General features: G+C 50.7%; 7 protein-coding genes. 2 read left to right on the forward strand and 5 right to left on the reverse strand.

The window, feature by feature from the left end; translation table 11 throughout:
• Positions 1 to 52: 52 nt before the first annotated feature.
• Positions 53 to 772, reverse strand: a complete 720-nt coding sequence (locus tag HMPREF9412_RS31620) for a YebC/PmpR family DNA-binding transcriptional regulator (RefSeq protein ID WP_009596040.1) — start codon at positions 770 to 772, stop codon at positions 53 to 55.
• Positions 773 to 1109: 337 nt separating this feature from the next.
• Here HMPREF9412_RS31620 and HMPREF9412_RS31625 point away from each other — a divergent pair, with 337 nt between their 5' ends.
• On the forward strand, positions 1110 to 2318 hold the full coding sequence (locus HMPREF9412_RS31625; RefSeq protein WP_009596042.1) for an MFS transporter: 1209 nt from the start codon (positions 1110 to 1112) through the stop codon (positions 2316 to 2318).
• A gap of 140 nt (positions 2319 to 2458) precedes the next feature.
• On the opposite strand, the gene cysI is transcribed toward HMPREF9412_RS31625, so the two are convergent.
• Both cysI and HMPREF9412_RS31635 read right to left on the reverse strand, forming a co-directional pair.
• Positions 2459 to 4183, reverse strand: coding sequence for an assimilatory sulfite reductase (NADPH) hemoprotein subunit (cysI, locus tag HMPREF9412_RS31630; RefSeq protein ID WP_009596030.1), 1725 nt, complete (start codon positions 4181 to 4183; stop codon positions 2459 to 2461).
• A 36-nt stretch (positions 4184 to 4219) separates the two neighbouring features.
• Positions 4220 to 6058, reverse strand: coding sequence for an assimilatory sulfite reductase (NADPH) flavoprotein subunit (locus tag HMPREF9412_RS31635; RefSeq protein ID WP_009596046.1), 1839 nt, complete (start codon positions 6056 to 6058; stop codon positions 4220 to 4222).
• Positions 6059 to 6300: 242 nt separating this feature from the next.
• Here HMPREF9412_RS31635 and cdaS point away from each other — a divergent pair, with 242 nt between their 5' ends.
• Positions 6301 to 6918, forward strand: coding sequence for a sporulation-specific diadenylate cyclase CdaS (gene cdaS / locus HMPREF9412_RS31640; RefSeq protein WP_009596047.1), 618 nt, complete (start codon positions 6301 to 6303; stop codon positions 6916 to 6918).
• Positions 6919 to 7064: 146 nt separating this feature from the next.
• Here the strand turns inward: cdaS and bshB2 are convergent, their stop codons facing one another.
• Complete coding sequence (gene bshB2 / locus HMPREF9412_RS31645) at positions 7065 to 7721, reverse strand: bacillithiol biosynthesis deacetylase BshB2 (protein WP_009596037.1); 657 nt, start codon at positions 7719 to 7721, stop codon at positions 7065 to 7067.
• Positions 7722 to 7743: 22 nt separating this feature from the next.
• Positions 7744 to 7988 (reverse strand): DUF1806 family protein (locus HMPREF9412_RS31650; protein WP_009596031.1); only part of this gene is annotated, 245 nt, incomplete at its 5' end.

The raw sequence follows: 7988 nt of genomic DNA on the forward strand, positions 1-7988 counted from the left end.
CACAGGACTCCTGAATACGATGGTTTTTTAATAGGATATCGATCTCTATCGACTATTCCTCAAACTCGACGTTGTGGTAAACTTGCTGAACATCCTCAAGGTCTTCCAGTGCATCGATCAGCTTCTCGAACTGCGCCTGTCCTTCTTCCGGCAGGGACACAAAATTCTGTGCCAGCATCGTCAGCTCGGCAACGGTAAAGTCCGTTATGCCAGCAGCTTTGAATGCTTCCTGAACCGCATGGAACTGATCCGGTTCAGCGTAGACAATCACGGCTTCTTCCTCTTCCAAGATATCGCGGACATCCAGGTCGGCTTCGAGCAGCAGATCCATGACTTCCTCTGCCGTCTTTCCTTCCACTCCGATGACGGCGGTTGGATCAAACATATAGGACACCGAACCGCTGACGCCCATATTGCCCCCGTTCTTGTTAAAGGCAGAGCGCACGGCAGGCGCCGTCCGATTGACGTTGTTTGTCAATGCATCGACGATGATCATCGATCCGTTCGGACCGAAGCCTTCATAACGAAGCTCTTCATAGTTCTCGTCCCCGCTGCCCTTGGCTTTATCCAGGGCGCGGTCAATAATCGCTTTCGGCACATTATATGTTTTGGCACGCTCTAGAACAACCTTCAGCGCACGGTTGGATTCAGGATCCGGCTCGCCTTTTTTGGCGGCAACATAAATTTCCACACCGAATTTCGCGTATACGCGACTTGTATTAGCATCCTTGGATGCTTTCTTTTCCTTAATATTATTCCATTTACGGCCCATACGTTTCGACTCTCTTTCATCATTGAATCTGAAGCCGGTATTCAATAAATACCCCTGTCCATTATATCTCTATTAAGTCCCTTGAACAAGGTTAAGAGCGTAGATCCGGAAAATAGACACATACCCGTAATAATCATCAGGTTCGAAGGCACTTCAAGCGCATGATCCAATGCGGGAAGTGCCTTTTTGGCGAGCGATTTATAGACAACACAAAATATATGTTGATTATTTATAGACAAAATATTATTATGTCTATGTATTAACCAACGAAATGCGCATTCGCTTGTTTTTACGATGTCCGGCCTGCACAATGCAGGTCACGAAAGGAGAGTCTTTCATGATGCTTAACAACCCGTATGTCCGAACCGTTGTGTTCTCACGCGTACTCTTGAACCTCGGCATTTGGGTCCGCAACTTCGCCATTCTGTTATACGTTACGGACATGACAGGCAATAATCCTGTGCATGTATCTCTCATATCCGTAGCCGAATTTGCCCCTATTTTCCTGTTTGCCTTCATCGGCGGTACTTTCGCGGACCGCTGGCGTCCTAAACGTACCATGGTCTCTTCGGATATTTTGTCGGCGTTATCGGCATTTCTCGTGCTGATCGCCGTTCATAACGGGTCGTGGCAGGCATTGCTGGTACTCACGTTTTTCTCTGCCACCGTGTCACAATTTTCCCAGCCCTCGGCGATGAAGCTGTTCAAACAGCATGTGCCCGCTGAACAGCTGCATTCCGTAATGGCCATGTTTCAATCCATGGTTGCTTTCTTTACGGTCATCGGCCCGATCGCAGGCGCATTTGTATACCAGAAATACGGCATTGAAATATCGCTGATCGCCACAGGCGCCCTATTTCTGGGTTCTGGCTTGATTCTGACTTTACTGCCTCGCGATATGCTGGAAGAGACACAATCCAAGCGCCAGAATCTCCAGCAAGAACTTATCGAAGGCCTTCGTTATGTATGGAGTAACCAAACGCTCCGAACACTAGGTGCGACCTTCGCCGCCGCTGGCTTGGCATCGGGACTTATTCAGCCGCTCGCGATATTTGTGACGATTGAGAACCTCGCGCAGGATAAGTCATTCTTGCAATGGCTGTTAACCGTCAATGGGGCGGCGATGCTGGTCGGAGGAGGCTTCGTCATGGCATTTGCCAAGAAAATAACCCCTCAAACCTTACTGGTTCTCGGCCTGACCGTTAGTGCTGTTGGCAACCTCGGTATCGGCTGGTCAACAAACATCATGTTTACGTTGCTGCTTCTGGTGCTCAACGGATTCATTTACCCCGCCATCCACATTGGAATCAACACCCTGATCCTAAACAATGCGGAGGGGCCATATATTGGTCGGGTGGGCGGCGCCCTTACCCCGATCTTTATGGGCATGATGGTGCTGGGCATGTCGCTGGGGGGATTGCTCAAAGACCAGCTGTCCCTGTTCTTCGTCTATGCGGTCAGTGCTCTCTTGCTCCTCACAGGATCGGCGTCACTGATCCCATTATTTAAAAAGAAAACGAGCACCGCCGGCGTATTGGAGCAATGAGCACAAAAAGAGCCGCCTCTCATTTCAAGAGGCGGCTCTTTAGTTTGAAATATGGGCGAGACGGACAAAGAGGTGAAATAAACGTAACAAACCGGAGCTTTTCATTAAGAGAGCTCCGGTTTGTTAATAACTGAGTAGAATTACGCGTGAAATTGTTGACCGTCCAATACTTCCTTCACGTAACCGGCGCGAATGACATAATCGCCCAAGCGCTCGCCGATCTCGCGTTCTTGTGCATACTGCTTCATGATCTGGCGAAGGGAGTCCAGAATCTCAGCCTCCCCGATGTTCTCTTTATAAAGCTTGTTCAGCCGGTGTCCGGAGAATCCGCCGCCCAGGTACATATTGTATTTGCCCGGTGCCTTACCGATAAACGCGATTTCGGCCAGCATCGGTCTGGCACAGCCGTTCGGGCATCCTGTCATTCGGATGACGATGTCCTCTTCGCTCAGTCCGTTCTCTTCCAGGATCGGATCGATTTTATCCAATAGCGTCGGCAAATATCGCTCGGATTCGGCCATGGCCAACCCACAAGTCGGCAAGGCTACGCATGCCATGGAATTTCTGCGCAGCGCAGTATAATGATGGCCGTCCGTCAGCCCGTAACGCTTGATGAGTTCTTCAATCTTCTTCTTTTTGTGGCTGCTGATATTGGCAATGATCAGATTCTGATTGGCCGTCAATCGAAAATCGCCATTATGGATTTGGGCGATTTCGCGAAGACCCGTCATCAGCAGGTAATCGGCCTCGTCTTTCACGCGACCGTTCTGGATGAACAGCGTGAAATGCCATTTGCCGTTGCTGCCTTTTACCCAGCCGTAACGATCGCCGTTATGGTCGAAATGGAACGGCTTTGCCTCCTCCAGCTTCCATCCCAGACGGCTGGTCAGCTCGCTAAGGAACCAATCGATTCCTCGGTCATCAATCGTATATTTGAATCGAGCATGCTTGCGCACTGCGCGGTCTCCGTAATCACGCTGAATCGTCACCGTTTTCTCGGCCAAGTCCACGATCTGCTCGGGTTTGCAGAAACCAATGACTTTCCCCACTTGAGGATAGGTTAGCGGATCACCGTGCGTCATTCCCATACCGCCGCCTACCGAGACGTTAAAGCCTTTTAATTTGCCGTCCTCAACGATCGCTATGAAGCCGAGGTCCTGGGAATAAACATCGACATCGTTGGAAGGCGGCACGGCCATCCCAATCTTGAATTTCCGCGGCAGGTACACCGGGCCATAGATCGGCTCCTGTTCCTCCCCATTCTGCAGGCTGTCTACGATCTTCTCGCCGTCCAGCCAAATCTCATGATACGCACGCGAACGCGGATCGAGATGACTGCTTAGCATGCGTGCCCACTCGTATACCTCCGAATGAATCTCGGATTGATCGGGGTTCGGATTGCACATGACATTACGGTTAACGTCACCGCAAGCGGCCAACGTGCTAAGCATGGCTTCATTGACTTCTTTAATGGTGCTCTTCATATTCCACTTCAATACACCGTGAAGCTGGAAGGATTGACGCGTTGTCAATCGAATCGTGCCGTTTGCATACTTCTGGGCTACGCGGTCCATCATCAGCCATTGCTCCGGCGTCACGACACCACCCGCTGCGCGTACGCGCAGCATGAACTGATAAGCGGGCTCCAGCTTTTGCTTATGCCGTTCGTTTCGCAAGTCCCGGTCGTCCTGCATATAGCTGCCGTGGAATTTCATCAGGCGGTTATCGTCTTCGGGAATCGATGCCGTAATGCGATCCTCTAATGTTTCTACAAGACTGCCCCGCAGATAATTGCTTCGACGCTTGATGTCCTCGACGTCGCTATGCGGCGCACTATTCGGTGATACCAGGTTATTATCAGACATGTTCCTTTTCTCCTCTCGAAAACCACAGGGATGACCTCAATACACATCCCGCTGATAACGTTTCTGTTGCTGCATGAGCGTCAGATATTCCGCAGCTTCTTCCGGACTCATCCCGCCTTCTTGTTCAAGAATGGACCCGAGCGCGGAATGCACGTCATGAGCCATCTTCTTCTCATCGCCGCAGACATATACGCAAGCCCCTTCTTGGAGCCACTGGTACAGCTCCTTGCTGTTCTCCAGCATCCGGTGCTGTACGTACACTTTCTTGTCTGTATCCCGTGAGAAGGCAACATCCATGCGAGTCAACACCCCATCCTTCAACCAGCGCTGCCACTCGATCTGGTAGAGGAAGTCCGTCGTGAAATGCTGATCGCCGTAGAACAGCCACGATTTCCCTTCTGCGCCCGTCTCTTCCCGTTCCCCAAGGAAAGCCCGAAAAGGGGCCACGCCCGTGCCGGGTCCAATCATAATAATCGGGGTGTCCGGATTCTCGGGGAGCTTAAAGTTCGGGTTATGCTGAATGTATACCGGCAATGAATCGCCAGCTTCCAGTCGTTCTGCCAATTGTACCGAGCACACCCCGTAGCGGTTGCGGCCGTGTGCTTCATAGCGGACCGTCCGAACGGTGACATGGACTTCATCCGGAAACGCTTTGGAGCTGCTTGCGATCGAGTACAGACGAGCCGGAATCTTGCGCAGAATGGATACAAAATCGCTTGCCGCCACTTGCTGCAGCCCATAATCCTGTACCAGATCCAGCAAATCCCGTTCCTCGATATAGGCACGAAGTTCCTGCTCATGTCCAGGCTCCAGCAGTTTCTGAAGTCCTTCGCTCCCGGGCAGCTTAGCCGCCTGTTCAATCAGAGGTTTCGTGAGAACCGTGATTTCATAATGACGGAGCAAGGCATCCCGCAGCGTCCGCGCTTCGCCACTTTTGTTTACAACGACCGCTTCGTCTGCATTCCATCCCATGACAGCGATGAGATCATCTACCAGCTGCGGATGATTTTCCGGATAAATGCCTAAACTGTCGCCAGGCTCATACTGCAGATTCGATCCTTCAAGCGATATTTCGATATGACGGGTTTCCCGGTCAGACCCTCTTCCGTTCAAATTTAAATTTTCGAGGATCTCGGCTTGATACGGATTACTTCTTGAATATTCCGATTCCGTACTGTCGGTCAGGGCTACCGCGCTTACATGTTCAACAACGGACGATCCCGCTCCGGCCTCATTCAACGATAGGAGGACCTGATTCATCCATTCCGCGGCCAATTCATCAAAATCCACGTCGCAGTCTACTCTTGGCGTCAGCCGTTTGCCGCCCAGTTCCTCGAGGCGCTTGTCGAAATCTTTACCCGTTTGGCAGAAAAATTCATACGAGGTATCCCCCAGCGCCAGTACGGAATATTGAAGATTCTCCACCTGAGGTGCCCGCTTGCTATGCAGGAACTCATAGAATGGAATCGCGTTATCCGGCGGTTCGCCCTCTCCGTGCGTACTTACAATAATGAGGAGATTCTGTAATTTCTTCAGGTTGTTCGGCTTGAAATCGCTCATCGAGGACATGGTGACCTGCAATCCGACTTCTTCAAGCTTCTTCGATAACTTTTTCGATAATCCATGACCGTTGCCCGTCTGAGACCCATATAGGACGGTGACTTCTTTAGGAGCTGACACGACCGGTGCCGATACGGCCGCCGCCGCACTCGCTTGCGGTGAAGCAGCAACTGCCGCAGCGGCTGCCGTTCCCTGCAAAGCAGCGATAAAGCCGCTCAGCCACGTCCGCTGGGATTCCGTCAGTGTAGGCAGTAAGCGATTCAGCAATTCCACTTGTTCCTGATTAAAAGGACTGTTCGTTACATGAAGTTCCAACAATATCCACCTCTCAAAAGCGCACATTATTAATTCCTACTATTGCGATACAATTAATTTTATTGCTCCTCTGAACCTATCACAGCTTAGGGGACCGGTCAATTACAATGTTCTTATAGCATTTATCAGTTTTCCTGATAAATCGGTTATTCCGATGTTTGCTGGATAGAAGCAAGCCGAATGTTGGGAATATCGCCATCTCCGAATGGTAATGATACCAATGATAAGGAGGAAGACATCGGATGCACAATCAAGACTGCAATTTTACGCCGCTCAAACGTAAATTAAAGGAACAGCTTTCGGATATCACGGGCCATCTGCAGCAGGTTATCGTCAATTTGGATCAAGAAGGCTCCTGCCTGCTGGGCGAGCTGGATTCGATACGGACCAAGTTCATGGAAGCCGAATCGATTTCATCAACGTATTATCTCAATTGTTTTCTCTTCCCCTTCACCAGCAAATATCAAGAAATCGCGAAATCTATATACCATCTCAGCCAAAAAAATCTGGGTGCGTTAATTGTTATTCAACGAGAGGACGGCCTGGATTCCTTAATAACGCCCGGCATTCCCTTGTCGGCAGAAATCACGAGCCCCCTGCTTGAATCCATATTCGTTCCGGGCAGTCCGCTCCACGATGGAGCTGTGCTCGTGCGCAAAGATATGATTATTTCGGCTGCGAACGTGCTGCCTTTAACCGCCAAAACCTACGGGGATCGCAAGCTCGGAACCCGCCACCGTGCAGCCATAGGCCTATCCGAGATCAGTGATGCCTTGATTCTCGTTGTATCGGAAGAGACCGGGAGAACCTCCTTCTGCATGAAGGGCACACTCTATCCTTTATCCATCAGCAGTCCTTAGCATTGGTCCTTGGTTCATTCTGCTTCCTATATGCAAATGAAGAGAAACCTAAGCCGGCCTAACTCATTCGACTAAACCTAGAAAAAAAAGAGCCGCAGACTTAGCATCTGCGGCTCTTTTTATGGATCAAACCGATTGATGGATCTTTATGCAAAGGTATAGGTCCAGAAACGCTCCGTTCCGAAGCGCTGCTCCACTTCCTTGGCCTTCATCTGTTTCTTGCCTAGCAGCTCGGCTGCTTGGAATTGAGAACGATGAGCTTGGATGGAGTTCAGCTTTTGCACCATAAACATGGATACGTCTTGGTAGACATCCGGTTTACCCAGTTCCTGTTCACAGTTGTTGGAGAAAGCCAGACATTGGACCACGGGTCTTTCTTCGGCAGGCATCCGACCAATCGTTCGAATGACGGCCGCGCCTGTTGCATCATGATCGGGGTGTACGCTGTATCCAGGGTAGAACGTGAACACCAGCGATGGCTTGATCTCCTGAAGCAGAGAAGCAATCACGCCGTCCAGTTTGTCCTGATCCTCGAACTCAATCGTTTTATCATGGAAACCAAGCAATCTCAGATCCTGTATGCCGATGGCTTTGCAGGATTCTTCCAGCTCCGCTTTGCGTATCGTTGGAAGCGTAATGCGATTCGCGAAGGGAGGAATGCCCATATTGCGGCCCATTTCCCCCAGCGTTAAACAGGCGTAGGTTACATGTGCGCCTTCAATGATATATTTAGCCAGCGTGCCGGACAAACCAAAAGCCTCGTCATCCGGATGCGGCAATACGACCAGTATGTTTTGCTCCATCGATCCTCGTCTCCTCTCTCTATTAAAAAGGCTCCCGGCTCAGCTGCAAAGCGACAACCAGTTTCCCCTGACTGTCATGACCCGCCATGATGAGCCGCTCGGTGTCCGTCTGTTCGAAGTGGGTGAGTCCTTCCGTATATACCCAGCCTTGGCCCATCTTCAATCCGACCCGGTAAGGTCCGTTGCCGGATATGGAACCATGACTGTAACGAATGGTTGCGTTCGTAATAAAATTAGCCGCCGGGTGTTTGGAGCTGTCATAGTGGG

Origin of the sequence: Paenibacillus sp. HGF5 (assembly GCF_000204455.1) — a bacterium.
GTDB classification, from domain to species: Bacteria; Bacillota; Bacilli; order Paenibacillales; family Paenibacillaceae; genus Paenibacillus_AQ; species Paenibacillus_AQ lautus_A.

Excerpts from the sequence above, each read along its gene's own strand:
- HMPREF9412_RS31620 (WP_009596040.1), bottom strand. The coding sequence starts at position 772 with ATGGGCCGTAAATGGAATAATATTAAGGAAAAGAAAGCATCCAAGGAT.
- bshB2 (WP_009596037.1), bottom strand. The coding sequence starts at position 7,721 with ATGGAGCAAAACATACTGGTCGTATTGCCGCATCCGGATGACGAGGCT.
- cysI (WP_009596030.1), bottom strand. The coding sequence starts at position 4,183 with ATGTCTGATAATAACCTGGTATCACCGAATAGTGCGCCGCATAGCGAC.
- cdaS (WP_009596047.1), top strand. The coding sequence starts at position 6,301 with ATGCACAATCAAGACTGCAATTTTACGCCGCTCAAACGTAAATTAAAG.
- HMPREF9412_RS31625 (WP_009596042.1), top strand. The coding sequence starts at position 1,110 with ATGATGCTTAACAACCCGTATGTCCGAACCGTTGTGTTCTCACGCGTA.